Origin of the sequence: Pseudomonas sp. Irchel s3b2 (assembly GCF_900187445.1) — a bacterium.
Taxonomy (GTDB): Bacteria; Pseudomonadota; Gammaproteobacteria; order Pseudomonadales; family Pseudomonadaceae; genus Aquipseudomonas.
This window is the reverse complement of record NZ_FYEB01000007.1, coordinates 208332-235310: the sequence shown is the minus strand read 5'-3', so window position 1 is coordinate 235310 and position 26979 is coordinate 208332. Positions and strand designations below refer to the sequence as shown.

At 57.1% G+C, this 26979-nt stretch carries 22 protein-coding genes and 1 pseudogene; 12 read left to right on the top strand and 11 right to left on the bottom strand.

Features of this window, described 5'->3' with window-relative positions; translation table 11 throughout:
• Nucleotides 1-121: transposase (locus tag CKW20_RS17530; protein ID WP_141228961.1), on the top strand; the 121-nt coding region annotated here is incomplete at its 5' end.
• A gap of 26 nt (nucleotides 122-147) precedes the next feature.
• On the opposite strand, the gene CKW20_RS17525 is transcribed toward CKW20_RS17530, so the two are convergent.
• From CKW20_RS17525 to CKW20_RS17515, 3 genes are all read right to left on the bottom strand, one after another.
• Entirely contained in the window at nucleotides 148-513 is a 366-nt protein-coding gene (locus CKW20_RS17525) for a histone-like nucleoid-structuring protein, MvaT/MvaU family (RefSeq protein ID WP_095054052.1), read from the bottom strand.
• A 233-nt stretch (nucleotides 514-746) separates the two neighbouring features.
• Nucleotides 747-2282 carry an EAL domain-containing protein gene (locus tag CKW20_RS17520; RefSeq protein ID WP_095054051.1) on the bottom strand — a complete coding sequence of 512 codons (1536 nt, stop codon included), beginning with the start codon at nucleotides 2280-2282 and terminating at the stop codon, nucleotides 747-749.
• Between the two features lie 102 nt (nucleotides 2283-2384).
• Nucleotides 2385-3257: a LysR family transcriptional regulator gene (locus CKW20_RS17515; protein WP_095054050.1), complete on the bottom strand. Its 873-nt coding sequence runs from the start codon at nucleotides 3255-3257 to the stop codon at nucleotides 2385-2387.
• A 78-nt stretch (nucleotides 3258-3335) separates the two neighbouring features.
• On the opposite strand from CKW20_RS17515, the gene CKW20_RS17510 reads away from it, so the two are divergent.
• A complete protein-coding gene (locus CKW20_RS17510) occupies nucleotides 3336-4283 on the top strand; it encodes a DMT family transporter (RefSeq protein WP_095054049.1) in 948 nt (315 codons plus the stop codon).
• Nucleotides 4284-4527: 244 nt separating this feature from the next.
• Nucleotides 4528-5604 carry a 4-hydroxyphenylpyruvate dioxygenase gene (hppD, locus tag CKW20_RS17505; protein WP_095054048.1) on the top strand — a complete coding sequence of 359 codons (1077 nt, stop codon included), beginning with the start codon at nucleotides 4528-4530 and terminating at the stop codon, nucleotides 5602-5604.
• A gap of 148 nt (nucleotides 5605-5752) precedes the next feature.
• Here hppD and rarD read toward each other — a convergent pair whose 3' ends face one another.
• Nucleotides 5753-6640 carry an EamA family transporter RarD gene (rarD, locus tag CKW20_RS17500; RefSeq protein ID WP_095054047.1) on the bottom strand — a complete coding sequence of 296 codons (888 nt, stop codon included), beginning with the start codon at nucleotides 6638-6640 and terminating at the stop codon, nucleotides 5753-5755.
• A 194-nt stretch (nucleotides 6641-6834) separates the two neighbouring features.
• Nucleotides 6835-7848, bottom strand: a complete 1014-nt coding sequence (locus CKW20_RS17495) for an aldo/keto reductase (RefSeq protein ID WP_095054046.1) — start codon at nucleotides 7846-7848, stop codon at nucleotides 6835-6837.
• Nucleotides 7849-8299: 451 nt separating this feature from the next.
• Between CKW20_RS17495 and CKW20_RS17490 the strand changes: the two genes are divergently transcribed.
• The gene (locus tag CKW20_RS17490) at nucleotides 8300-8653 is read left to right on the top strand and encodes a DUF6124 family protein (RefSeq protein ID WP_095054045.1); all 354 of its coding nucleotides are present in this window, start codon (nucleotides 8300-8302) and stop codon (nucleotides 8651-8653) included.
• 152 nt (nucleotides 8654-8805) lie between these two features.
• Here CKW20_RS17490 and CKW20_RS17485 read toward each other — a convergent pair whose 3' ends face one another.
• On the bottom strand, nucleotides 8806-10116 hold the full coding sequence (locus CKW20_RS17485) for an MFS transporter (protein WP_095054044.1): 1311 nt from the start codon (nucleotides 10114-10116) through the stop codon (nucleotides 8806-8808).
• 169 nt (nucleotides 10117-10285) lie between these two features.
• Between CKW20_RS17485 and CKW20_RS17480 the strand changes: the two genes are divergently transcribed.
• From CKW20_RS17480 to CKW20_RS17450, 7 genes are all read left to right on the top strand, one after another.
• Complete coding sequence (locus tag CKW20_RS17480; RefSeq protein WP_095054043.1) at nucleotides 10286-11416, top strand: sugar diacid recognition domain-containing protein; 1131 nt, start codon at nucleotides 10286-10288, stop codon at nucleotides 11414-11416.
• Nucleotides 11417-11551: 135 nt separating this feature from the next.
• Nucleotides 11552-12694: a glycerate kinase gene (locus CKW20_RS17475; RefSeq protein WP_095054042.1), complete on the top strand. Its 1143-nt coding sequence runs from the start codon at nucleotides 11552-11554 to the stop codon at nucleotides 12692-12694.
• Between the two features lie 358 nt (nucleotides 12695-13052).
• Complete coding sequence (locus CKW20_RS17470; protein ID WP_095054041.1) at nucleotides 13053-14678, top strand: methyl-accepting chemotaxis protein; 1626 nt, start codon at nucleotides 13053-13055, stop codon at nucleotides 14676-14678.
• A gap of 40 nt (nucleotides 14679-14718) precedes the next feature.
• A complete protein-coding gene (locus tag CKW20_RS17465) occupies nucleotides 14719-15906 on the top strand; it encodes a pyridoxal phosphate-dependent aminotransferase (protein WP_095054040.1) in 1188 nt (395 codons plus the stop codon).
• Nucleotides 15907-16325: 419 nt separating this feature from the next.
• Nucleotides 16326-18332, top strand: coding sequence for a hypothetical protein (locus tag CKW20_RS17460; protein ID WP_095054039.1), 2007 nt, complete (start codon nucleotides 16326-16328; stop codon nucleotides 18330-18332).
• A gap of 194 nt (nucleotides 18333-18526) precedes the next feature.
• Nucleotides 18527-19639 (top strand): pertactin-like passenger domain-containing protein, encoded by a 1113-nt coding sequence (locus tag CKW20_RS17455; RefSeq protein ID WP_095054038.1) that lies wholly within the window; start codon nucleotides 18527-18529, stop codon nucleotides 19637-19639.
• Nucleotides 19636-20715: an RHS repeat-associated core domain-containing protein gene (locus CKW20_RS17450; RefSeq protein ID WP_095054037.1), complete on the top strand. Its 1080-nt coding sequence runs from the start codon at nucleotides 19636-19638 to the stop codon at nucleotides 20713-20715. The genes CKW20_RS17455 and CKW20_RS17450 overlap by 4 nt, the downstream gene beginning before the upstream one ends.
• Before the next feature lie 25 nt (nucleotides 20716-20740).
• On the opposite strand, the gene CKW20_RS17445 is transcribed toward CKW20_RS17450, so the two are convergent.
• The 3 genes from CKW20_RS17445 to CKW20_RS29230 all read right to left on the bottom strand — a co-directional run bounded on the left by CKW20_RS17445 (nucleotide 20741) and on the right by CKW20_RS29230 (nucleotide 22213).
• A complete protein-coding gene (locus tag CKW20_RS17445; RefSeq protein WP_095054036.1) occupies nucleotides 20741-21469 on the bottom strand; it encodes a response regulator in 729 nt (242 codons plus the stop codon).
• Nucleotides 21438-21806 carry a LuxR family transcriptional regulator gene (locus CKW20_RS30050; RefSeq protein ID WP_095054063.1) on the bottom strand — a complete coding sequence of 123 codons (369 nt, stop codon included), beginning with the start codon at nucleotides 21804-21806 and terminating at the stop codon, nucleotides 21438-21440. The genes CKW20_RS17445 and CKW20_RS30050 overlap by 32 nt, the downstream gene beginning before the upstream one ends.
• A 203-nt stretch (nucleotides 21807-22009) precedes the next feature.
• Complete coding sequence (locus CKW20_RS29230) at nucleotides 22010-22213, bottom strand: hypothetical protein (RefSeq protein ID WP_141228960.1); 204 nt, start codon at nucleotides 22211-22213, stop codon at nucleotides 22010-22012.
• Nucleotides 22214-22398: 185 nt separating this feature from the next.
• Here CKW20_RS29230 and CKW20_RS17435 point away from each other — a divergent pair, with 185 nt between their 5' ends.
• Entirely contained in the window at nucleotides 22399-23517 is a 1119-nt protein-coding gene (locus CKW20_RS17435; RefSeq protein WP_095054035.1) for a fibronectin type III domain-containing protein, read from the top strand.
• 75 nt (nucleotides 23518-23592) lie between these two features.
• On the opposite strand, the pseudogene CKW20_RS17430 reads toward CKW20_RS17435, so the two are convergent.
• Nucleotides 23593-23766, bottom strand: a pseudogene (locus CKW20_RS17430) (DUF1345 domain-containing protein); the annotation flags it as partial.
• Between the two features lie 104 nt (nucleotides 23767-23870).
• A complete protein-coding gene (locus tag CKW20_RS17425) occupies nucleotides 23871-26969 on the bottom strand; it encodes an efflux RND transporter permease subunit (protein WP_095054034.1) in 3099 nt (1032 codons plus the stop codon).
• Nucleotides 26970-26979: the final 10 nt, after the last annotated feature.

The following is a 26979-nucleotide window of genomic DNA, read 5'->3' as shown; positions in this document are numbered from 1 at the left end:
CACGGGCCAGCTGGAAGGCATAAACAATCGAATAAAGGTCATTAAGCGGATGGCGTACGGTTACCGGGACAGCGAATTCTTTTTCATGAAGATCAAGAGCGTCTTTCCCGGTAATCCGTGAAGAACCTTTTTTATGACCGCGAGTGCTTAGCTACGTAGCCAGGAATCAACGGTGGCGGCCCCGTATTGTTCCTTCCAGGCTTTCAGGCCGCGGTGGTTACCGCCCTTGGTTTCAATCAGTTCACCGGTGTGCGGGTTCTGATAAACCTTGACCACGCGAGCGCGGCGGGTTTTAGGCGCTGCTGCGTGCTGCAGACCGGATTTTGCCTGGGTCGGATTGAGGATGGCGATGATGTCGCGCAAGCTCTTGCCATAGGTTTTCATCAGCCCCTGGAGCTTTTCTTCGAATTCGATTTCTTTTTTGAGCCCGGCATCGTTCTTCAGCGATTCCAATTGCTTGAGCTGTTCTTGAAGGGCCTTTTCAGCTGCACGGAATTCAGCGAGTCTGGACAATATCTTTACTCCAATAGTGTGTTTGGCTGATACCAACCGCAAACAAAGCTATAAGCCAAGAGCCTTGAAGCGACTCGGTGATAATGACTCACCTGCCAGTTCTGCACAGGTATGAAAAATTGTAGTAGTTAATTGACCAAGAGTAAATCCTGACTTTTTCTTCATGTAACAAGAGTAGACTTTTGATTCAATTTGGTGCGTATCATCATGATCTCAGCGCTTAAAGTGGTTAGTTAATGATCACTTAATGTTCTAATGAAGTCTGCGCCGGGCATCGGCCGACCAAACAGATAACCTTGCAGAAAGTTCACGCCGTGGGCAGTCAGATAGTCACTTTGTTCCGCAGTTTCCACGCCTTCGGCGACAATACCCAGATCGAGTTTGGCCGAGAGCTCAATGATGCTGTCCAGAATGTGCCGGGAGAGGGCATCGACGCCGATCATGGCAACAAAACTCTGGTCGATTTTCAGGAAGTCCACATTGAACTGACGCAAATAACCCAGGCTTGAGTGACCGGTACCGAAGTCATCGATCGCGATCATCACGCCCAAGCCGTGAAGCTGCTCGAACAATTGCAGGGTAATGGTTGTTGGCTCGATGAGTTCGCGTTCGGTCAGCTCCAGCACCAGGTTGATGCTGCCAGGTGCGAAAGCGCTGAGGAATTCACGGCAGTCTTCAACCAGCTCCAGATCCCGGCAGTGACTGGCGGTGATGTTGATGCCTATGTGAAACGGCTCTTTGAATGATGCCGACAAGGGTGCCAGTAATGCGGAGGTCTGTCGCATCAAGGAACGAGTCATCGGCACGATCAGACCGGAATGTTCGGCAAACGGGATGAACAGATCCGGGCGAACCAGGCCTTCCTTGGGATGTTTCCAACGCATCAATACTTCGGTGCCGGACCACTGCTTATTGTCGCCATGCACCACGGGCTGAAAGTAAGGAATGAACTCTCCTGCCTCCAGCGCACGCTGCATTTCACGGCTTGGCGATGTCGAGCGCTTCTGCAGGACATGCCCGATCGAGCCGGACACCATACCGAAAAACATCAATAGACTGAACAACGGCGGGTACTCACTGCGCATGTAACGCCAAGTCTCTCCTTCGGGGAAACCGGCGGCCACCATAAAGGCATAACGCGCAGACGTCAGTGTGTTTTGCGCCACCGGCAAGACGGGCAGGGCGTCGTCGTGGACTTTGCCATCGGCGGACAGCCAATTAGGGCCGATTCGCAGCAACAGTAATGTCTTGCGACCCATCAAGCGCAACACGTTACTCAGGTGATAACCGTCCAGCGTGGTCAATGCGCCCTGGTTTCCTTCGCTAAGCCGATACACCAACAACGCGGTATTGGGCGTGACCGGATTACCGTTCATGAGCCATAGCGTGCCTTGTGTGTAGTCGCCGGGATTGATTTTTTCCTGATAGTCGCCGAACAACGAACTGCAATAGAGGTTGTTGTCCCATACAAGATTGGTCGAGCGCACGAACGGTCGGCGGGTGACTTGTTCACGCAGGGCCAGTTTAACGTCATTGCAGTTTTGGCCAGCCAGTGGCAATAGTTGCTGCGCCGCTTGGGCGGTGTTGTCGAGCATCAGTTCGAATTGGCGAATGGCTTCTTCGGCAGTCAATTCAGTACTTTGCTTGAGCGCACGTTCAGCCTGCAGATAGAGAATGGCGAACCCCAGCAACACCGGAAGCAGCCCGCTCAGAACAGTCACAGCGATCCGGGTGCCACGCTTTCGGCGACTTTTGACGTTCAGTGGCATTCGCAAAATCCATCATGATAAAAGAGGGCTCTCAAAGGCTGGCAGGACGACGCCTCCCAACAGGGTTCAGCCATGATAGTCGGCCGTCGGCGCTTATGCCGCTCAACGAGCATTCAGGCTTGAGGCCAGTTTGATAAAGGCCAGCGTCGCAGGTGATGACTGACGCTGATCGAGCACCGCCAGACCAACCTGGCGGCTGATCGGGGGTGACAGCGGTTTTTTCACGTAGCGGTTGTCGTTGTCGTCAGGCAATGAACTTTCGGCGACCACGGTCAGGGCATCGCCACGGCCTACGGTATCCAGCGTGCTGAGCAACTGCGAGCAGCGATAGCGAATGTTCGGCGTCAATCGCGCTGCATTGAATAAGCGCGACACCAGTTCCGAAGACCCGGCTTCGGTCAGCACAAAAGGGTCGTGGCACAAATCGCCCAAACTCAAACTGTCGCGACCGGCCAGCGCATGGTCGGCAGGCAGCAGTGCGACCATCTGGTCTTCGATCAGCATAAAAGTATCGAAACGTTCCTGGGGCAACACCACAAAGCCGATATCGATACGTCGTTCTTCCAGCCACTGGATCACCTGGCGATCCGGGCCTTCGTCGATATGAACCTCGATACCCGGGTGTGCGGCGCGGTAATGCTGCAGGATTCTTGGCAGCAGTTTGATCGATGAAGTCGGGCCGAACGAGCCAATGCGCAGGGTGCCGCGTTTCATTCCTCGGGCATCCGCCGCTTCCTGGCGCAGCGTGTTGGCCAGCCCAAGCATCGCCCGCGCGCGCAGTAAGAGTTGCTGGCCGATGTCACTCAGCTCGACCTGGGACTGATACCGGCGCAGCAGTTCGACGCCCAATTCCTGTTCCAGCGACTTGAGCGCGTGAGACACCGCGGATTGGGAAATCTCCAGACGATGGGCTGCCGCCGTGAAGCCGCGCAGTTCGGCTACCAGCGAGAAAATCTCGAGTTGAGTCAGGGTCATGAGTGTTTACTCATTTTACGATGATCGGGCATTAGTCGAATGATACGACATGTGCCCGATTTCTGATGGTGGAGACTTATGACTGCGTGTGAACAAACCCTGGCGAATTCCTCAGATGTACCGGTTTATCTGAAACTGGCAGCAGTCACCATAATCTGGGGCGGAACGTTCGTCGCCGGGCGATTTCTGGCCGACAGCCTCAGTCCGTTATTGGCCGCGAGCCTGCGGTTCTTGCTGGCGAGTGTGGCGTTGCTGCTGTTTCTGCTGCTGGCGCGCGTGCCTTTGGTGCGTCCCAGCCCTCGGCAATGGCTGCAACTGACGCTGCTGGGATTTTTCGGGATCTTTTTCTACAACCTGTGTTTCTTTTACGGGCTGCATTACATCAACGCGTCACGGGCATCGTTGATCGTGGCGTTGAACCCGGCGGTGATCGGCCTGGCGTCATGGCTGCTGTTCAAGGAGCGACTGAGTGTGGCAAAAGTGGCCGGTATCGCGATATGCATTGCCGGCGCCAGTCTGGTGATTGTCAGCCGTAATCCGCAATTGCTGGCCGGTGATACTGATGCCTGGATCGGCGATCTGTTCATCTTCGGCTGCGTGCTCGGCTGGGGCATTTATTCGCTGTTCTCCAAAAACCTGAATCAGACGCTGGGGCCAGTGCAGACGGTGACGTACTCGATTTTGTTGGGCACGCTGATGCTCTGGGTGACCAGTGCCGTGCGGGGTGAGCTGAGTGTCGCGGCGCTCGCCGAACTCGGTACGCAACAATGGTTGAGTCTGATGTACCTGGGCGTGCTGGGGTCGGCATTGGCCTATATTGGTTACTACGACGGTATCCGCAAAATCGGGGCGACGCGTTCGGGGGTATTCATCGCCTTGAACCCGCTGACCGCCGTTCTGTTTGGTGCGTTGCTGCTGGACGAGCAATTGACCCTGGTGATGTGCCTGGGCGGCGGGTTGATCCTGGCGGGGATTTTTCTGTGCAACAAACCCCTTGCGCAGGCTACGAAAAGGGGGATTTTATAAGAAGGATGGACAACTGATTTACGCTGTGTAGAATCCGGTTACGCATATAAGAATAATCGTCTTCTGGCAGCAGAAGCCTCGCCCGTAATAGCCTTGGGTCGACAATGAAGATATTTGGGTTTCAATTGATCTACGGTGACTTCCTCGCCCGCAGCGTGCGGGGCATCTCCTGCGCGCCACCCGCCGGTCTCAGCATTGCTAGCAACTAACATTCGTTAATTGATAAAAATGATGAGGCGCCAAAATGGCAGATTTATACGAAAACCCAATGGGCCTGATGGGCTTTGAGTTCATCGAATTCGCATCGCCTACTCCTAACACCCTGGAGCCGATCTTCGAGATCATGGGCTTCAGCAAGGTCGCGACCCACCGTTCCAAAGACGTGCACCTGTATCGCCAGGGCGCGATCAACCTGATCCTCAACAACGAACCCAACAGCGTGGCGTCATACTTCGCGGCCGAGCACGGTCCATCGGTGTGCGGCATGGCGTTCCGCGTCAAAGATTCGCAAAAGGCTTACAAGCGTGCCCTGGAACTCGGCGCCCAACCGATCCACATCGAAACCGGTCCGATGGAACTGCACCTGCCGGCGATCAAAGGCATTGGCGGCGCGCCGCTGTACCTGATCGACCGTTTTGGCGAAGGTAGTTCGATCTACGACATCGACTTCGTATTCATCGAAGGCGTGGACCGCAACCCGGTCGGGGCCGGCCTGAAGATCATCGATCACCTGACCCATAACGTGTATCGCGGTCGCATGGCTTACTGGGCCAACTTCTACGAGAAGCTGTTCAACTTCCGCGAAATCCGCTACTTCGATATCAAAGGCGAGTACACCGGCCTGACCTCCAAGGCGATGACCGCGCCGGACGGCATGATCCGTATCCCGCTGAACGAAGAGTCATCCAAGGGCGCCGGGCAGATCGAAGAGTTCCTGATGCAGTTCAACGGTGAGGGCATCCAGCACGTGGCCTTCCTCAGCGATGACCTGATCAAGACCTGGGATCACTTGAAAAGCATCGGTATGCGCTTCATGACGCCGCCGCCAGACACCTACTACGAAATGCTCGAAAGCCGTTTGCCGAACCACGGCGAGCCGGTCAACGAATTGCAAGCGCGGGGCATTTTGCTGGACGGTTCGTCCGAGTCGGGCGACAAGCGTCTGCTGCTGCAGATCTTCTCGGAAACCCTGATGGGGCCGGTGTTCTTCGAATTCATCCAGCGTAAAGGCGACGATGGTTTCGGCGAAGGCAACTTCAAGGCGTTGTTCGAATCGATCGAACGTGATCAGGTTCGTCGGGGTGTGCTGTCCACTGACTAATCCATGACACGATGAAAAAGCCCGCCCGGCATCACTGCCAGGCGGGCTTTTTATTGATTCATGCAAAATCCCTGTAGGAGCGAGGCTTGCCCGCGAAGGGGCCCTTTGAAGACGCTAAAAGCTTCGCGGGCAAGCCTCGCTCTTACAATTACATCGGCCTGCGCCGTTGCCGGACCAGATGCTTGAACCCTTCAAACACCAACACCAGCACCGCCAACCAGATCGGAATATAGGTCAGCCATTCGCTGGCCTTGATGCTTTCTCCCAACAGCAATGCGACGCCGAGCAACAGAACGGGTTCGACGTAACTCAACAACCCGAACAGGCTGAACGGCAGCAGACGGCTGGCAATAATGTAGACAACTAACGCCGACGCGCTGATCACGCCAAGCAGCGGAATCAGCCAGGACAACGTCGGGTACTGATCGAAAACGCCAAAACCTTGCTCACCGCCCTGCACGAACCAGAACGCTACCGGCAGCATCAACGCCATGTCCAGCCAGAGCCCGCCAAGGTTGTCCGTGGCCAGGCGCTTGCGCAGGATGAAATAGATCGGATAGCCAACCACCACCAGCAAGGTCGCCCAGGAAAAACCACCGACCTGATACAACTCGTTGAGCACGCCGAGGCTGGCGAAGAACACAGCTATTTTCTGCAGATAGGAAAGACGCTCGCCATAGACGATTCGTCCGGTCAGGACCATCGACAGCGGCAACAGGAAATACCCCAGCGACACGTCGAGGCTAAAACCGTTGAGCGGTGCCCACATGAACAACCAGAGTTGCAGGCCTAGCAGCACTGCAGAGCCGATCAGGCCGACAATCAGCTTCGGCTTGCCAGCCAGCCGCCGAAGAATCTCGACCACGCGCTTCCACTCACCGGACACCACCATGAACACAGTCATGCATGGCGCGGTCAGCAGCATCCGCCAACCGAAAATCTCCACGCCGCTCAAGGGTGAGAGCAGCGAGGTGTAGTAATACATGACGGCAAACAGCACCGAGGCTGAAACCGATAAAGCGATACCTTTAGACAAACTGCCCTCGCGAGGTTGAACGTGAAACGGGTGCGGAGGATACGTGGTTTTCGAATCGAATAATCGCGGGCAAGCCCCAATGCCAGCCAGTTAAGCTGCGACGCATTCTTTGTAGCAGCTGCCTTCGGCAGCTGCTACAGAGTGCATTACGGCTTAACTGACTGGCATTGGGGCAAGCCTGCTCGCGATAAATCTCAAGCCGTACGCGGTTTACGCCCCGGCACAAAATGGCTCACGTCATTGAACCCCGGCGTCGACGCATGCCCCGGTGTCACCAGCGAATCAATAAACGCCTCGTCCTCAGCCGTGATCTTCACCGCCTGTGCCTTGGTGTACGCATCCCACTGTTGCTCAGTCCGAGGACCGACGATGGCCGAAGTCACAGCGCCATTGTTCAGCACCCAGGCAATCGCGAACTCGACGATGCCCACGCCACGGTCCTGAGTGTATTGCTGAATCTGCTGGGCAATGCGCAGCGACTCAACCCGCCATTCTGTTTCCAGAATGCGTTTGTCCTGACGGCCCGCGCGGCTGTTGGCGTCTGGCGTTACGTCGGGCGCGTACTTGCCGCTGAGCACACCGCGCGCCAGCGGACTGTAAGGCACCACGCCCAAGCCATAGTTTTGCGCGGCAGTGAGCTGCTCGGTTTCTGCCTGACGGTTGACGATGTTGTACAGCGGCTGGCTGATGATCGGCCTGTCGACACCGAGTTTGTCAGCCACACGAATCACTTCGGCGATGCGCCAGCCACGGTAGTTCGACAGACCCCAATAGCGAATCTTGCCCTGACGGATCAAATCGCCAATGGCCGACACCGTGACTTCCAGCGGCGTGTTGTGGTCTTCGCGGTGCAGGTAATAGATGTCCAGATAATCGGTGCCCAACCGGGTCAGGCTGGCATCGATGCCATTGAACAAGTGCTTGCGGCTCAGACCGCTGCGGTTCGGCACGCCGTCCACCGGGCCGAAGCCGACTTTGGTGGCGAGCACCCATTCGTGGCGGTTGCCGGCAATCGCTTCGCCGACGATCTCTTCGGAGCGGCCGTTGGTGTAGACGTCCGCGGTGTCGATGAAGTTGATGCCCTGGTCCCAGGCCTTGTCGATGATTCGCAGGGAATCTTCGGTGCTGGTCTGCTCGCCGAACATCATGGTGCCCAATGTGAGGGTCGACACTTGTAAACCCGAATGACCCAGCGTGCGATAGCTCATGACGAAATCCTTTTACCGGTCAGAAAGCCCTAATCAAATACCAGAACGGCTGTCGGGAGCAATCTGAATTATCAGCTCGCTCTCACATTGGGGCAGTGGCAATAAACAGCAATGTTTAAATGGCACCGATGGATGCTCTCGGAGGCTACACATCCTTGCGCCGTTGCCTACGACTACGCCAGAATCCGCCGGCTAGTGCGCCTTGAGCCCCGACTGTATCGTTTCCCTGTCGCTGAAAAACAGTGATCGGGTTTGGTAGCCTGGGTTTTTAGTTGCAAAGCACGCACCCTTTGCTGAGATTTTTCGTCTCGGTTTTATGGTGGTCATGCGCAGGGCGCCTTCGGGCGCGCCGTCTCCTAAAGCCCGGTCTACCAACCTGCGTTTGGCCACCACCACATTCGTTTGGTAGCGAGGGTGATGGCTCTTCTTAAGTGCTTTAGGAGTTCCATCTATGTTCAAACCAACACCCAATCCACCGGAATCAGATCCGACATCCCCCTACGAATCCCTCGATTCAAAAAAACTCAACGAAGCCGCAGACCGCGCCCTCGATCATTACCTCAAGCCACCCAAAGAACCTGCCCGCAAACCCAGCAAGATGTTTATCGTCGCACCTGGTGTCGATTCGGAAAGCCTGCTGGCCCACGCCTGCGAATCCATGAAATCGGCAAGCATAATGCTCAGTGATTTCGCCGCATTGGTAGGTGAACCCTATCGCAGCACGATGCTCGGGATTCAACAGGTCGTGATGAACGGTGAGCTGGCGGTCAATCGAGTGCTGGATAATCTCGATCCGCAGGGCTAGCGCAGAACTGTGATGTGATCGTTCCCACGCTCTGCGTGGGAATGCCTCAAGGGACGCTCCGCGTTCCAGCTCTCGAAAGGGACGCAGAGCGTCCCGGGCTGCATTCCCACGCGGAGCATGGGAACGATCAAACGATCATCTAGGGCTGATGATCAGGCGCGCAACGTCCGCGTCATGCGCAACGCCAGCAAACTCCCGCAAACAATCACACCCGCCAGCAGGTACAACGCCGCATCGGTCGACCCGGTGCTGTCCTTGACCCAACCCACCAGATACGGACTAAGGAAACCCGCCATCTGCCCCATGGAGTTGATCAACGCCAAACCACCCGCTGCCGCACCGGCGCTAAGCATTGCCGTCGGCACAGGCCAGAACATTGGCAGGCCGGTGAGGGCGCCCATGGTGGCGATAGTCAGGCCGAGAATGGCGATGGCCGGGTTGGCGGCGAAGTTCACCGCAATCAGCAGACCCACCGCGCCCATCAACATCGGCACCACCAAGTGCCAGCGACGTTCTTTGCGCAGGTCCGCCGAACGACCGACCATCAACATGAACACCGCCGCCAGCAGGTACGGAATCGCGCTGAGCCAGCCGATCACCAGGTTGTCGCTGAAGCCCAGGTTCTTAATGATCGACGGCAGCCAGAAGTTGATCGCGTAGACACCGCTCTGGATGCAGAAATAGATCAGACCGAAAGCCCAGATCGCCGGGTTCTTGAACACCGCCAACAGCGAATCGGTAGCGGTTTTCGGTTTGCTGGCCAGGTCTTCAGCGTGATCGGCCTCAAGCACCGAGCGCTCGTAAGGAGTCAGCCACTTGGCGTTGGCGTAACTGTCGCTGAGCAGGAAGTAGGCGAGGGCGCCGAGGATAACGGTCGGAATGCCTTGCAACAGGAACATCCACTGCCAGCCAGCGAGACCGCCCTGGCCTGCGCCGAAGTGATTGAGGATCCAGCCAGAAAACGGACTGCCGAGCAGGCCGGACACCGGGATTGCCGACATGAACAGCGCCATGATGCGACCACGGCGGAACGTCGGGAACCACTGCGAGAGGTAAAGCACCACGCCCGGGAAGAACCCGGCTTCGGCGGCACCGGTAAACAGGCGCAGGGTGTAGAACTCGGTCGGTGTGGTGACGAACAGCAGGCAGGTCGACAGCATGCCCCACGTGATCATCATCAGGGCGATCCAGCGGCGCGGGCCGAATTTGGTCAGGGCCAGGTTGCTCGGTACGCCGCACAGTACGTAGCCAATGAAGAAAATCCCGGCACCGAGGCCGTACACGGTTTCGCTGAATTTCAGCGCGTCGAGCATCTGCAGTTTGGCAAACCCGACGTTTACCCGGTCAAGGTAATTGAACAGGTAGCAGATGAAAATGAAGGGGATCAAACGCAGGGTAATGCGTTTGTAGACGGCGTTTTTGTCGTCAGCGGTGGCCAAGGTAGCTGTGGCGCTCTGTGACATGGCGGGCTCTCTCTTTATTATGATTTTTTGCGACGCAAGGGTAACGTTGATCGCCCAGTGAGTCTCGGCCACCCCTTGGGTGGTTGTCTTTGTGCCTGAGCACAGGGTTTACGACCAAGGCCTGTGCGGGTGAACAACCCGTTCCATCACGTATGCAAGGAACCGCGCTATGTTCGAACTCGATCACGACCTGGCCCAGGACATCGTCGACCGGGCGATGGCCATCCTGCCGTACAACGTCAATGTCATGGACAGCCAGGGGCTGATTCTCGGCAGCGGCGAACCGGAGCGGATCAACACCCGCCATGAAGGCGCGCAACTGGTGCTGGCCAACGGGCGCGTGGTGGAGATCGACGCGCAGACCGCGATTCATCTCAAAGGCGTGCAACCGGGTATCAACCTGCCGCTGTTGCTCGATCAGCGTTTGATTGGGGTGCTGGGCATCACCGGCGAACCCGAGCAATTGCGCACTTACGCCGAACTGGTGCGCATGACCGCCGAGATGCTGGTGGGCCAGCGCAATCAACAGGCCGAGCAGCAATGGCGGCGCCAGCGTTGCGATGATCTGCTGGCGCTGCTGCTCAGCGAGGCGGGGGATTCGCCGCGGTTGCTGGACGAAGCGCAGCAACTGGGGCTCAAACCGCAGTTGACGCGAGTGCCGTACCTGTTCGAGTTGGGCATGGAACACGGCCCGGGCCAGACCGTCGAAGCGCTCAGCGCCTGGCTGATGTCGCGTTATCCGGACAGTTGGTGCGTAAGTTCGGCCAAGTCTTCGTTGCTGTGGTGCCGACCGGCGACGCCTGCGATCGAGAACGAGCGGTTGCTGGAGAAGCTCGATGGCCACGGCTGGAATATTTTGCGCATTGCCGTGGGTGGGCAGGCCGATGGATTGTCGGGGTTGCGCCGTTGCTATCGTCGGGTCGGTGATTTGCTGGCCTATGGGCGAGATGTGTTGCCGCATTCGCGTTTGCTGACGTTGAACCGTTATCGGCTGCCGGTGATGCTCTGGCGGCACCGCAACGACGATGCGCTGGATGAACTGCTACGGCCGCTGCGCAAAGTCATCGCCAAGGATGGCAACGGCCAACTGCTGGCGACCCTGCGCAGTTGGTGTGAACACGATGGCCAGAGCCAGGCCTGCGCCGATGCCTTGGGTATCCATCGCAACAGTTTGCGTTATCGCATGGAGCGGATCGCCGAACTCAGCGGCGTCGATCCGCTGAAGCTGGACGGAATGCTCGCACTCTACCTCGGCGTCCAGCTCCTGCCCCAAACCGAACTACCGACCACCACCCCGTAGCAGCGGCTACAAAGAACGGTACGGCCAAGGGTTTTGTGAAAATGAACAATAATCCTCTTGGCCGCTTGTGCAGCGGACCGGCGTTATTGTTCATGGCGGCTGGCAGCATGGACGCATTGGAACTGGAGAATTCGCATGAAAATCGTCATCGCCCCCGATTCGTTCAAGGACAGCCTGAGTGCCCAAGGTGTGGCTGAGGCCATTGCGCTGGGGTTGGCCGAAGTCTGGCCGGATGCACACTTGCTCAAGTGCCCGATGGCTGACGGCGGGGAAGGTACGGTCGAATCGATTCTGGCCGCGTGCGACGGCGAACTGCGCCGTACCCACGTTCGCGGGCCGCTGGGCGCCACGGTCGTTGCTGCCTGGGGCTGGTTGCCGCGGAGCCACACGGCGATCATCGAAATGGCCGAGGCCAGTGGCCTGCAACTGGTTCCGCCGAACCTGCGCGATGCCTGCACCAGCAGCACCTACGGCACCGGTGAATTGATCCGCGCCGCGCTGGATGCCGGCGCGCAACGGGTGATCCTGGCGATTGGCGGCAGCGCCACCAACGACGGCGGTGCCGGGGCGATGCAAGCCTTGGGTGTGAAACTGCTGGATGATCAGGGCCAAGTCTTGGCACCGGGCGGTCTGGCCCTGGCGCAACTGGCCCGTCTCGATCTGAGCGGCATCGATTCACGTCTGGCCGAGGTGCGCTTCGATATCGCCGCCGACGTCAATAACCCGCTGTGCGGCCCCCATGGTGCCTCAGCGATTTTCGGCCCGCAGAAAGGTGCATCGCCCGAGCAAGTCGAGCAACTGGACCAAGCCCTCGGGCACTTTGCCGAACTCTGCGCGCAAGCTTTGGACAAAGACGTGCGCGACGAACCGGGCAGCGGCGCGGCCGGCGGCTTGGGATTTGCCGCGAAGGCATTTCTCGGCGCGCAATTTCGGGCCGGTGTGGACGTGGTGGCTGAACTGGTGGGGCTGGCCGAGGCGGTCAAAGGCGCCGACCTGGTGATCACAGGCGAAGGTCGTTTCGATGCCCAGACGTTGCGCGGCAAAACCCCGTTTGGCGTGGCACGCATTGCACGGCAGCACGGCGTGCCGGTCATCGTCATTGCCGGCACGTTGGGCGATGGGTATCAGGCGCTGTACGAGCATGGCATTGATGCGGCGTTTGCGTTGGCCAGCGGGCCGATGACATTGGAACAGGCCTGCGCCCAAGCGCCGCGTTTGTTACGCGAGCGCGCCAGTGATATTGCGCGGGTGTGGCGGGTGGCGGCCCGCAAGGCCTGACTCAATCCTCAACAGAAAGAAATTCCTGTGGCGAGGGAGCTTGCTCCCGCTCGGTTGCGCAGCAGCCGTAAATTTTTGGGGCCGCTTCGCAGCCCAGCGGGAGCAAGCTCCCTCGCCAAAAAGGCTACTGCGCAAAGCCGATCTCTGTGCAGCATCTGTTTCACCGCTGAAACACTCCAGCCCCCCTCGAAAAATATTTCCCCAACCCCTGCAAAAAACCTCAACCCCAGCCGATACAACGAATAGGCGCACACAAACCAACTACAACAGTGGCGCCAAGCTGAAAGGTGCGCGCCATCGCCCGCCTTACAGTGAACCCCGCAAGGATGCTCGCCGCCTCAATTACCGAGATCATCCTATGTCACTGCGTAATCTGAACATCGCGCCTCGAGCTTTCCTGGGATTCGCCTTCATTGCTTTGCTGGTCATCGTGCTAGGGGTGTTTGCCGTGAACCGCATGACGATCATCCGCCAGGCCTCTGTTGACATGGAAGCAACGCAATTACCCAGCATCGGGTTTCTCGGCAACGTGACGGAAAACGTCCTGCGTCTGCGGATTCTCTCGTTCCGCGTCCTGGTCAACCGTGACCCGGCGGCGCTACAGGAAGCGCAGACCCGCATCGGCGTGCTCGTGGACAAGGTGCGCAGCGCCCAAGCCAGTTATGCCGCCTTGCCGGCCAACCCTGAAGAAGCCGCGCTGTACAAAACCTTCGCGACAACCCTCGACAACTACATGCAGGCCCAGAGCCAGATGCTGGAACTGTCGCGGCAGAACAAGCTGGAGGAGATGCGCGCCCTGATCAACACGCGAATCAAGGAAGGCACCGATCAGATGGGCGAGCAACTGAACAAACTGGTAGCGCTCAACGCCGCCGATGCCAAAGCCGCGTCGGCCAAAGCGGGCGAGCATTACAGCGAAGCCTATATCGGCATCGTGACGGTGGCGGTGATGGCTTCGTTGCTGACCGTGCTGCTGGCCTGGCTGCTGACCCGCAGCATCCTTACGCCGCTGAATCGTGCAGTGCTTGCGGCCGAAACCATTGCCGGCGGTAACCTGAGCAAAGTCATCGAAGTCGACGGTAACGACGAACCGGCGCGTTTGCTCGGCGCCTTGTCCGCCATGCAGACCAACCTGCGCAAAACCATCGAGCAGATCGCCGGCTCCGCGACACAACTGGGCGCCGCCACGGAAGAACTCAGCACCGTGACCCAAGAAGCGTCCCGTGGCTTGCAACAGCAAAACAACGAAATCGAACAGGCCGCCACCGCCGTCAACGAAATGACTGCCGCCGTGGAAGAAGTGGCGCGCAATGCGGTGTCGACCTCCGAAGCGTCGAACCAGTCGACTCAGGCCGCCCGCCAAGGTCGTGACCGGGTGGTGGAAACCGTCGACGCGATTCAGACCATGACCCACGACGTACAAAACACCGCGTTGATGATCGAGGGGCTGGCCGCTCAGGGCCGCGACATCGGCAAAGTGCTGGACGTGATCCGCGCCATTGCCGAGCAGACCAACCTGCTAGCCCTCAACGCCGCGATCGAAGCCGCCCGCGCCGGAGAGGCCGGACGTGGCTTTGCGGTGGTGGCGGACGAAGTCCGGGCGCTGGCCCATCGCACCGCGCAATCGACCCAGGAAATCGAGAAGATGGTCGCCGGCATCCAGAACGGCACGGGCGAAGCGGTCTCGTCGATGCAGCAAAGCAATCAGCGCACCCAAAGCACCCTGGAAATGGCCCGTGCTGCCGGGATCGCTTTAGAGCAGATCACTCAATCGATCCAGCTGATCAACGAACGTAATCTGGTGATCGCCAGCGCCTCGGAAGAGCAGGCTCAAGTGTCCCGTGAAGTCGACCGTAATCTGGTGAACATCCGCGACCTGGCCACCCAGTCCGCCGCCGGTGCCAACCAGACCAGCGCCGCCACCCACGAACTGTCGCGATTGGCGGTTGATTTGAACGCGATGGTGGCGCGTTTCGTGATTTGATATAGGGTTGAAACTGGAACTCGCGCGTTAGGAGAAGTACATGCGCTATTCAGCCTTGACCCAACGAATCACGGGTGATGGAGCCGCAGCCTGGAAGATTCACGATCGAGCGCTGGAATTGCGCGAGCAGGGCGTCGACGTGCTGCTGCTGTCGGTCGGCGATCCGGATTTTGACACGCCACTGCCTATCGTTCACGCCGCCATCGACAGCCTGCTGGCCGGCGACACCCATTACTCGGATGTACGCGGCACTCGCACACTGCGCAGCAGTATCGCCAGCCGTCATCAGCGGCGCAGCGGCCAGGAAGTGGACGCCGACCATGTGATCGTGCTGCCCGGTGCACAGTGCGCGGTGTATTCGGTTGCGCAATGCCTGCTCGATCCGGGCGATGAAGTGATCGTCGCCGAGCCGATGTACGTGACCTATGAAGGTGTGTTCGGCGCCTGCGGCGCCAGCGTGGTGCCGGTGGCGGTTCGTCCGGAGAACGGCTTTCGGGTCGAGCCGGCGGATGTCGCGGCGCTGATCACCCCTAAAACCCGGGTAATTCTGCTCAACAGCCCGAACAATCCCTCCGGTGCCAGCCTGTCCTTGTCGCTTTGGCAGGAACTGGCGGCACTGTGCGTGCGGCATGACCTCTGGCTGATCAGCGACGAGGTCTACAGTGATTTGTTGTACGAGGGCGAGCACATCAGTCCGGCCAGTCTGCCGGGCATGGCCGAGCGCACCGCGACCCTCAACAGTCTGTCCAAGTCCCATGCCATGACCGGCTGGCGAGTGGGCTGGGTGATCGGACCGAAACCGTTGGCTGATCACTTGATGCATCTGTCGTTGTGCATGCTGTTCGGGATTCCGGACTTCGTCCAGAAAGCTGCGCAAGTGGCCCTTGATAAAGACTTGCCGGAAGTGGCACTGATGCGCGAGGAGTATCGCCAGCGCCGTGACCTGGTATGCGCGAGGTTGAGCGGTTGCCCGGGCATCCGGCCGATCAAACCCGATGGCGGGATGTTCGTGATGGTAGACGTGCGTCAGACCGGGCTTGGTGCTCAGGATTTTGCCGAGCGCCTGCTTGAAGCATATGGCGTGTCGGTGCTGGCTGGGGAAGCCTTCGGGCCGAGCGCGGCGGGGCATATTCGCATTGGGTTGGTGGTGGATCAGAGGAGGCTGGCGGATGCGTGTCAGCGGATTGCCTCGTGCGCGGCCGAGTTGCTGCAGGTACGACGGGCCTGAAAGTTTGTTGGGGGCTGGCCTCATCGTCTGAACGCCACTTTTGGTTGATATACCAAATCGCTTACGTGACAAAACAAGCGCGATGAGATGTGTTCATCGCGTTTTTTTATGTTTACTTGTCACTGCTCAGTACGAGAGCAGCTACCCAGCCAAAACCTAAGCCATTGATGAACATAAAAAGATGTGGGGCCAATGGACGTTTTCAGCGTGGCGCATTCAATTTGAATGCCAGCGGCACCTGTCAACTTTGACAGTATCAGTCCTTCACAAAAACATGCTTAATCCGTTCAGGCCTCTACGGCTGGCAGAACGACAAGGCGTTGTTCGCAGTATTCGAGCCAAGTATCGAACTGCCAAAAAATTTATGTAGCCCATGAATGGGTTCATGGCTCAACTCAAACTATTTTGGAGCATTGAAAATGGCAGATTCAAGCAACCGGCCGAAGGCTGAACACGTCCGGAGCAACTATCGTAAACACCTCTTCAAGAAACGTGAGTTGTCAAAATCCGCGGATGGCGAAGGGTTAGCCTTTACGGCACCGACTATCGTGGACAAGATCGCCGGGGATGCCGATGGGTTGATGCCAATCGGTAAAATCGGTGCTCCATTAAATGTTGAGATTCCCGTCTGGCCGGATCGTCCAGACCCCGGTCTTCCATTCACGAATGTTCTCTATTTAGACTGGAGACCCGTAACGGTACCGGCATCGGAGTACCAGTCTTTTCACAATGAGGAAGTTCCTGACTCCGGCACCCTGCCTGACGATGAGTTCCCACTCGAACGAACTATTCCTCTCAGTGTTTTTGCAAACTTCGAAGGAAAATTCGAATTCCGCTATCGCGTGAAGAACTGGAACTCACCCGTTGAAACTGATTCTGATCCGTCACCGGTTACTATCGATCGAACCGGACCCTTGAGACCCGATGTACCCGACTCGATTATCGTGGAAAAGCCATTGATTACGACCGCTGTTCTGGAGGCTGACGGCGGCGTCAAATGCGAAGTTCCTGACTTCGATGAGGATAAAAAAGAGTTTGTCACTATTGCTGTCGCGTGGCTGGATGAACCGCCTACGGGAGAGCTCGACCCTGTTGAGTTGGCATTTTTGGGCTTGCTTCCTGCTGATCGGAAAATTCTGGTTCCCAAAGATCTGGTGTACAAACTGGGCTCTAAATTTCACTACGTCGTGTATTTCCTGTTCGACAAGGCTGGAAACCGCAGCGACATGCCATATCCGGTAAGAGTGCAGGTGGCCCTGGGCGACCTGCCCGATGGGCTGCAAGCCCCAGAGGTTCCGTTGGCCGATGACGACCTGATTGATCGTGCCGATGCGGCTTCACCGACCACCGTTCGCATTCAGGAGTACGACAACTGGACGTCCGAAGATGGAATTCTGATCAAGTGGGGGCTTAACAAGATCAAGCGGACACCGGTTGGTACCCATCTTCCGTTCCCATTGGATATTACGGTTCCCTGGTCACACCTCAAAGGCGAGTACGATTTTGCCACAGGGGGAGTTCAGCTTAAAGATGTGGACTATGAAGTCCTGCGCGGCGATTACCCGACGGCGTCCCCCGGCAAAATCGAGGTGAAGGTGGACCTGGCTATACCGGGGCCGGACAATCCTGATCCAGAGCCTGTAAACCCGGCGCTTGGGTTGGTCAGGTTTGAAAGCTTCTCCGACAGCGCAACTGAATTAACCCTGGCCGATATCGGGGAACCAGCCACTGGTTATGTAACGCTTGTTAAAACACTGCTGGATGAACTGCTTAAAGATGACATCTTGACGCTGTACTGGAATGGTGCGCCGGTAACTTCTACGCCTTATACCGTTACCGGGAGTGAAACCGCCGATCAGGAAATCCCGATGACGATTCCCTGGCTGGATATCGAGAAGTTTCCAGTGATGGACGATTTACCGATGCACTACACCTTGACGCGCCCCGGCTTCAATAATCCGCAGGAATCACAACGCACATTCATCAAGGTCGAGGTTGAAATTGTTGATCTACCTGAACCCGAGTTTCCGGACAAGGACGATATATACCCAATTAATTGCGAAGCGTTGATTCAAGAGGGCACGGAATGGGGCATCCGTGTGCATATCCCGCCATCGACGTATTTAAAAGAGGGGACAGAAGTTACCGCCATCTGGTGGACCTACGGAAAGGACAAATTGACTGAGTTGACAGTACCTTTCCTTGTCGGGCGTGAAGTCACCGAGGCGGAAGAAAGAGTTGGCCTTGACTGGTTCATCCCCTATGACAAATATCTGAAGCCTACCTATGACACCGGAGATCAGTACGGTTGGGGCAAGGTGATCTACGGCATCAATGTTCGCGGTGAGGTGGTCAGCTCCGATCTGGTCGAAGTCATGATTGCCGTTTTCGAGGATGGAGGGCACTGCGCGATACCGCGTCCGTGAACTTCTGTTACCTGAGTAAAACAGGAGGAGGGTAACCCTCCTGTTGCCCCATCTGGTTCAGATCTGATCGTTCGTTCGGAAAAGTCCTACATATTTTGACGAGATCTTTCTTTAGTCTTCGCCGCCTTCGAAAGCTCAAGTAATGGTCGCCATCCAGGCGCCCCCTCTCTTCGAATTTATTTCTGCGGTGTCTGATGAAAACCATAAATACCTTTGCGTTGCACCCGTTGTCGGCAGCACTCAAATGGATGACCATTATGCCGTTGCTGCTGGTCAGTACCCACTCGCTGGGCCGCATTGTGGACAACGGCGAGTCCCCCTTGATTGATGGCAATACTGCGCTTGACAGTTATCTGGTCAGAAACAACTCCAGTTTGACGGCTAATGGCGCAAGCACCACAGAGATTCGCCTCGAAACCGGATCTACCTTGACGCTGAACGGGACCACCGTAACCGCCAGCGGCAGCAGCACTGGGATCGACATGCTGGACAGTACCGCTAACATTTCCGGCAGCACCATCACGGGTAGCAGGACCGGTCTGTCAGTGGGTAATTCCGCCACTGTGCAGCAAGGCTCGAAGGCAACAGTGACACGCAGCATCATCACCGGCGGTACGGTGGGAGCGGTCGTCAGTGGCTTGAGTCAGTTGGATCTGAATCAAACCACGCTGACAGGCACCAACGGCTTCGGTCTGCAAATGGCCGACGGTCGAGCGTCTGCGACCAACAGTACGATCCGCGGCGCAATCAACGGCATTTTGCTCACCACCGACCAGACGGTGTCGCAGCAAGGCCGACTGGTGCTTGATGGGACAACCGTTCAGGGGCAAAGCGGTGCGGCAATCATGGTCAATGATTTCGGCTTGCCTGCGACCACCGCCGAAATTCTGGTTGGCAACCGGTCGACGCTGATCGGCGGCAACGGCAAGGTGTTGGAAGTCAAAGGAACATCCACAGCAAACATGGTGGTGGACAACAGCGATGTGGTCGGTGATATCAGTGCCGACGCTGGAGCCACCGCCAATATGACTTTGCAAAACCAGGCGACACTGACCGGTCGACTCGACAACGTCAGGACTTTGGCAATTAACAGCCAGGCCCGATGGAATATGGTTGAGAGCGCCAGCGTTGAAAATCTGTCCCTGAACGGTGGTTCGGTCAAGTTTGGTAGCCCGACCGACTTTTACAAATTGTCGGTCGGTAATCTTTCCGGCAATGGCACGTTTGTCATGGATGCCGATTTCTCCACCGGTCAGGTCGATATCCCCCCGAGATACTGCTGGATTATGACGCGGACGGTCATATGATCCGGGATGAAGAAGGTCGTGTGCTGGACTACGATGCTCTAGGTCGGTTGACGCAGGTCAGCGCCTTGCCGGGCGAGACGCCCAGCGGATATCGCTACGATCCGTTGGATACACTCACGGGTCGTAATGGTGTTGACGGGCCACAGGAAAGCTATTATCAGAACGGTGAGCTGGTCAATCACGTCCAGGGTTCCGAAAGCAGTCGTTTTATTCGTGGCAACGGAGTTGTGCTTGCAGAGCACCAGGCAGGTGCCGTCCCAAAGAAACTATTGCTGGCCCAGGATCACAAAAATAGCCCGTTGTGCGAAGTGGACGATGGGACTGGTAATGATATTGCCTATTCAGCCTATGGGCACCGAAGTTCCGAGATGCCGGTGAAAACCAATTTCGGGTATAACGGTGAATTACGGGAGGCATACACGGGGTGGTATTTGCTGGGGAATGGATATCGAGCGTTTAATACAATGCTTATGCGATTTCATAGCCCGGATAATTTGAGCCCCTTTGGAGCGGGCGGATTGAATACGTACACGTACGTGTTGGGCAATCCGGTTAAGTATTCGGACCCGACCGGAAACATGCCGCTCAACAGGTTATTACAGGTGCGCAAGATTAGTACGCCTGCGCCTGCAGCTAGCCAGGCACAACGACAGTCCACGTCTAGAAGGGGTGACCCTCTGGCGGGCTGGACTATACACACGGGCTCTGCAGATCCCGGACCTGTGCCTATCAATGCCGGGAAGAAAATAGAGCCGAGCACGCGGCCGCGAGAACGACCTCGTATGCCTTCACCCGTGCGACAAAGTAGGAGGGCAGCTCCCATCTATGATGAGGTAAGTGCTCAATTTACATCGAAGGAGATTGGGCGAGAAAATGCGAAGATCGCTATGGCCAAGAGTTCTCGCGGTGCCAGGAACGAAAGGGTGGAGTCGCTGCGTTCCGAAAAAGATGAATTGAACTCGCGGTTGGATAAATTAAAGAAGGCTCGTCGTCCCACGCCTGAAGACGAGCGCGATATTCGTGATCTGAGGCAAAGAGTCGTTGACTTGGGTGTTTTAATAAGAGATGAGCTCTAAATTGCGGCAGATGGGGATGTTCAGGTTAAAGGGCTAACCCATTCACCCGAGCAAACTCGATCAACCCACCGTCGTGGCCAAGCCCCAGCTTGTCCATGGCGGTGCGTTTTTGTCGGCTGATGGTTTTTTCACTGCGATTGAAGTGCGCGGCGATCTGGCGGCCGGACAACCCCTGAACAAATAACCTCACCACTTCCACTTCTCGTTCGGAAAGATTGGCTGCGCAGACATCTTCTTGTCCGGACAAGGTTTGCGCTTGCAGTCCTTGAGCAAAGGCGGGACTCACAAATCGCCGTCCCTTGATCACATCATGTACGGAGCGCTTCAAATCACAAAGTGAACTGCGTTTGTCGAACAAACCGTCGATGCCGAGTTTGAGCAATGCTTGGTGTATTGTCGGATTGGATAGCATGGTCATGACGATGACCGGCAATTGACGAAAGTGACGTTTGACATAATTCATCAATTTCAGCCCATCGGGGAATTGGCCGCTGGGCATCGAGTAATCACTGATCAGCAGGTCGCAAGGAGTACGCTGTAGATGGTTGATCAACTCATCGGCACTGTGTGCCTGAGCAACGATGGAGAAGGTATTGCCAAGCGCCATTTCTGCCCCCATCAATACGACAGGATGGTCGTCGGCGAGGATGATGCGTAGCGCTTTGTTTGAGCCATGCCCGTGGGACGCTGGCATGTCGTCACGGGCACCGCTGTGGGGAAGGTCAAGGTGTTTGGCTGTCTGTTTCAGGTTCATGAAGGGGCTCGGCAGGGGTCAATGATGCGCTGCCCGACGAACGGACGCCGTCGCCAGGCCCATGAATCAGGCCTTGCTCGCGCGCCATCGTTCCGGCGAGATGGCGCGAACTCACGCCAAACTTTTTGCGGATGTTATTGAAATGGTAATTCACGTTGGCCTCGCTACATTCAACGATCATTGCGATTTCCCAGGATGACTTTCCTGCCTCGCTCCACTGCAGGAACTCCTTTTCCCGGCGGGTGAGTTTTATTGCGTGGGGTTGGGCCCTCTCCGCAGGCTGGAAACAGGGTTGGGCTGACGATGATCGACCTGAGACGGCGGTGGTGCGGTACATAGTTGAATCTCCCATTTATCATCATTGACGGCGTGGGCGCGACAGAATCTTCCTACTTCTTAAAGGCATGGTTCGCACGGCCATTCTCCAGACACCTAGGGTCGGGCTGGAGGTACGTTTTCCTTATATCTCTATTTAGCTTGATTGGGACCTGTCAGAAATTACAGGTGGTGGACTTTAATGAGGCAGTGGTGAAAAGGCTGTCAGGAAAAGCGACCATTGCTGTAGGAGAAAACGCCGGTTGTTCCGTCTCGGTTCCAGGCGTTAATTTTCTGATCAGGCACAATTTTTTCTCGTTTCGAGAAGGTCGCCATGGAAAAAGGTGTGGTCGGTGAACTGTCTGGATAAGTGTTGCTGTCCTGGTACAGCCCCAAAAGCTCCCCACTCTTATCGTTACTGTTAGTCATAAACATAACCGTTTGCCGATCCCTTATCGTGAGGGGGAAACGGTGTCCTGTCTTTCATGGGGTTCTTTCAGGAACGTACATGGATAAACACACATTAGCAGTAGATGCAACTATCAGTTCTGTGAGCTGTGAACATTACTGAATGAGCGTAAAAATACCGACATCCAACTACAGAGGATGTAAACATGAGCAAGTCCTCCCAAGGTTCACCGGAACTTTCTGAGTCTTCCGTGCAAATCTGCCGCCCCGGTAAATTAAAGGCTAGAAGAATAAGTCCGACCGTCGCTGAGCTGACTTGGGAAGAGCCCTATGCGGCATGTAGTTTATGTCCCGATGCGCAGGGCTACGAAATTTCAGGCGTTAACATCACCACCGTAGTTATTCCTCGGCCACCTTACGAACTGCGGGGATTGAGAAATGATTCGGATTATATGATTTGCGTCCGGGCAAAAGCGGCTGACGGTATCATTTCCAAGCCGAGTTATTTTCCTCTGGACAGAAGTCCTGGGGCGCCGGGCGATCTGCAAATTTCCGAGCGCACAGATGCAGGCTTTATGCTGAGTTGGAGCGCGCCCGTCGGTGGTGAGCCAGCATTCCATTATCTGGTTTCACACCAGGGCGAAGTCATTACTGCAGTTCGTGGCCTGACTTGTCAGGTGAACAATCCGACGTCGTTTACTGCTTATGACTTTGAAGTCCGCGCCTGTAGTGCTCGTGGCAACGTCTCGGATCCGGCCACGCTGGACGTAACCCCGCCCAATAAACCGACCGGGCTTGTCGCTATGAATGTTACGCCCACTTCAGCAGCTCTCATGTGGGAAAGACCTTACGATAATGTGCGAGTTTCTAAAAATGAGATATGGCGCGACGGACATCTGATCCACACTGAAGATCTATCTTCCTCCGCTCAAATCGATGTCCATCTGGCTACGGAGCTAGAGCCTGGTACGGATTATGTTTTTGAAGTATCGACTCAGGACGAAGCCGGTCTTCGTTCGGAAAAAAGCGACCCGGTGAAGGTAAGAACTTCGGTGATGGGCCCTCCAAGGAATTTTCGCGCTACAACAGTAGGCCGGTATTCCATCTCAATAGCATGGGATCTGCCGGAGTCAGCTGTTGGGTTGAATGGTTGGGAATGTACAGTCCAACGTGGTAGCGGAACGTGGAAATTTACGCCTTTTTTTATGCAAATGACCCTTTACTCATTAACGCCAAACACCACTTATACACTGACGATGAGAGGTCAGAACGCCTCCAGTATTCCCGGGGAGCCGGCAGTCATCACTGTAACAACCTTGAACTGATGAGTTAGTGGGGTGACAGAAATTTGAAAACGCTGCCACGGGCTATGTAAAGAACTATCCAAACAACCCGCCGGTGGCTTTGGCGCGCACGGCGAGCCAGAACATCAAGAGCAGATAAGTCCAGACCCCGACGTTCCAGCCAATGAGGATTTTGCTGATGATCGAGTCGGCCGGAATCAGAATGCCCATGGCGATGCCGAGCGTGGCGGCGGCGGACAGGCGAGGGTGGGTGTGGGTGAGGAGGGGCATGTGAACTCGATGAGCCAAGGTATGCAAACACCTTAGCCCAGCGTGGTTATGTGTGACCACACCCCCGAAACCAACGAGTTCCTATGTGGGAGCGGTGTTGTGGGTTAGTTGTGCTTATGCCGTCTGCCCACCAGCTTCATCACCACCACAAAAAACACCGGCACAAACACCACCGCCAATGTCGCGGTGATCATCCCGCCAATCACCCCGGTGCCGATGGCTTGCTGACTGGCCGAACTCGCACCCGTGGCAATTGCCAGCGGCACCACGCCGAGAATGAACGCCAGGGACGTCATGACAATCGGCCGCAACCGTAGGCGCGCGGCTTGCAGTGTGGCGTCTATCAGGTCGTGGCCTTCGTCGTACAGGCTTTTGGCGAACTCGATGATCAGGATTGCGTTCTTGGCCGACAGGCCGATGATGGTGATCAGCCCGACCTTGAAGAACACGTCGTTGGGCATCCCGCGCAACGTCACGGCCAACACCGCGCCGAGTACACCGAGCGGCACCACCAGCAACACCGACGTCGGTATCGACCAGCTCTCGTACAACGCCGCCAGACACAGGAACACGATCAGCAACGACAACCCGAGCAGAATCGGTGCCTGACTGCCGGACAGGCGTTCCTGCAATGACAGCCCGGTCCATTCCTGACCCAATCCTGCCGGGCCTTGCGCCACCAACCGTTCGATTTCCGCCATGGCTTCGCCGGTGCTGTAACCCGGCGCCGGTTCGCCGGAAATGCTGATGGCCGGGTAGCCGTTGTAACGGGTCAGTTGCGCCGGGCCTTGAGTCCAGTTGGCCCGGACGAAGGCCGACAACGGCACCATTTTCTCGGCGTTGTTGCGCACGTTAATCTTCAAAAGATCGGCTACCTGACTGCGTTGATCGCCTTCAGCCTGCACCACCACCCGTTGCATCCGCCCCTGGTTGGGAAAATCATTGATGTAGGCCGAGCCCACAGCGGTGGACAGCACGCTGCCAATGTCGGCAAACGACACCCCCAGCGCGTTCGCCTGTTTGCGGTCGACGATTAGTTGCACCTGCGGCGCTTCGGCCAGGGCGCTTTCGCGCACGTTCATCAGGACCGGGCTCTTCTCGGCGGCGGCCAGCAATTGGCTGCGTGCCTGCATCAGCGTGGCATGGCCTAGGCCGCCACGGTCTTGCAGGCGGAACTCGAAACCACTGGAAGTGCCGAGGCCATCGACCGGTGGTGGCAATATCGCGAAGGCCATGGCGTCCTTGATCTGGCTCAGCGCAATGTTGGCCCGGTCGGCAATGGAACTCGCCGAATCGTCACTACCGCGATCCGACCAATCCTTGAGCGTGGTAAACGCCAACGCCGCGTTTTGCCCGCTGCCGGAAAAACTGAAACCGAGAATCACCGTGCTGTCGCCGACGCCCGGTTCGGTGGCGTTGTGCGCTTCGATCTGCTCGACCACTTGCACCGTGCGGTTCTTGCTCGCGCCCGGTGGCAGTTGAATGTCGGTGATGGTGTAGCCCTGGTCTTCCACTGGCAGGAACGAGGAGGGTAGACGACTGAAGCACAGCCCCAGACCGACCAGCAGCACGCCGTAGATCAACAGGTACCGACCGGTGCGCTGCAACGCATAGGCGACCCAGCCCTGATAGCGTTCGGTCAGTTGTTCGAAGCGTCGGTTGAACCAGCCAAAGAAACCGCCCTTGGCATGATGCTCGCCTGGGGCAATCGGATTGAGCAGCGTCGCACACAGCGCCGGGGTCAAGGTCAGGGCGAGGAAGGCCGAGAACAGGATCGAGGTCGCCATCGAGAGCGAGAATTGCCGGTAAATCACCCCGACCGAACCCTGCATGAACGCCATTGGAATGAACACCGCCACCAGCACTAATGTGATGCCGATAATCGCCCCGGTAATCTGCTTCATTGCCTTGCGCGTCGCCTCTTTGGGCGACAGGCCTTCGGTGGCCATGATCCGCTCGACGTTCTCCACCACAACAATGGCGTCGTCCACCAGAATGCCGATGGCCAGCACCATGCCGAACATGGTCAGCACGTTGATCGAGAAGCCCAGCGCGAGCATGGTCGCGAAAGTCCCCATCAGCGCCACAGGCACAACGAGGGTCGGGATCAGCGTGTAGCGGATGTTTTGCAGGAACAGGAACATCACCGCAAACACCAGCACCATCGCCTCGACGAGGGTGTAAACCACTTTGGTGATCGAGACTTTGACGAAGGGCGAGGTGTCGTACGGGATCTTGTACTCGACACCGGCCGGGAAGTAGCGCGCCAGCTCATCCATTTTCGCCCGCACCAGGGTCGCGGTGCTCAGGGCATTGGCGCCCGGCGACAGTTGCACGCTGACGGCGGTCGACGGTTTGCCGTTCAGTCGCGTGGAGAACTGATATTCCTGGCTGCCGATCTCGACCCGCGCCACATCGCCGATGCGCACGGTGGAGCCGTCAGGATTGGCCTTGAGCACGATGTCGGCGAATTCTTCAGGGGTCGACAACTGACCTTTGACCAGAATGGTCGCGGTGATTTCCTGAGTGGTGCGGGTCGGCAAGTCGCCGATGCTGCCCGCGGAAACCTGAGCATTCTGCGTAACGATGGCGGCGTTGACATCGGCCGGGGTCAGGTTGAAGCCAATCAGCTTCTGTGGATCGATCCAGATGCGCATCGCTCGTTCGGCACCGTACAGCTGGGCCTTGCCGACGCCGTCCAGACGCTTGATTTCGTTCATCACGTTGCGCGCCAGGTAATCGCTGAGCGCTACGTCGTCGAGCTTGCCGTCGCTGGAGGTGAGGGTGATCAGCAACAGGAAACCGGCAGAGACCTTCTCCACCTGCAAGCCTTGCTGGGTGACGGCTTGTGGCAAGCGCGACTCCACCGCTTTGAGGCGATTTTGCACATCGACCTGCGCCATTTCCGGGTCAGTGCCCGGCTGGAACGTCGCGGTGATGGTGGCGCTGCCGAGGCTGCTCTGGGATTCGAAATACAGCAGATGGTCGGCGCCGTTGAGTTCTTCCTCGATCAGGCTGACCACGCTTTCGTCCACGGTCTGCGCCGAAGCGCCCGGGTAGGTGGCATAGATTTCGACTTTCGGCGGCGCAACGTTCGGGTACTGCGCCACCGGCAACTGCACAATGGCCAGCGCGCCGGCCAGCAGGATGAACAAGGCGATCACCCAGGCGAACACCGGGCGGTCGATAAAGAACTGCGGCATAAAAAAGCGT